This window comes from Leifsonia sp. HAY1-4F, assembly GCF_056755275.1.
Genome location: NZ_JBNDHX010000629.1, coordinates 1 through 237, shown reverse-complemented (window position 1 = coordinate 237; position 237 = coordinate 1). Strand labels below are relative to the sequence as shown.

Below are 237 nucleotides of genomic sequence, written 5' to 3'. Positions count from 1 at the left end.
CATGCCTGTCGTGCCGATTGCCATGATGTCGCTTGCCTGCACCCCGCTCTTTTCCAGAAGCTCCGGTACGATCGAGCGAACGTTTTCCCACCACTCAGCGGGATCCTCCTCCGCCCAGCCGATCTGCGGTGATCGAAGGGAAACGGGACGGGACGCGGTGGCAAGGATCGTGTCGGGCAGTCGCAGCAGAATGCCGATGGTCGAGGTCGTTCCGATATCGAGGCCAAGAACCATGGT

General features: G+C 61.2%; 1 protein-coding gene. It reads right to left on the bottom strand.

Annotated features, from left to right (window positions below):
* Window positions 1-237: FGGY family carbohydrate kinase (locus ACPYOG_RS20770; protein ID WP_481295949.1), on the bottom strand; the 237-nt coding region annotated here is incomplete at both ends.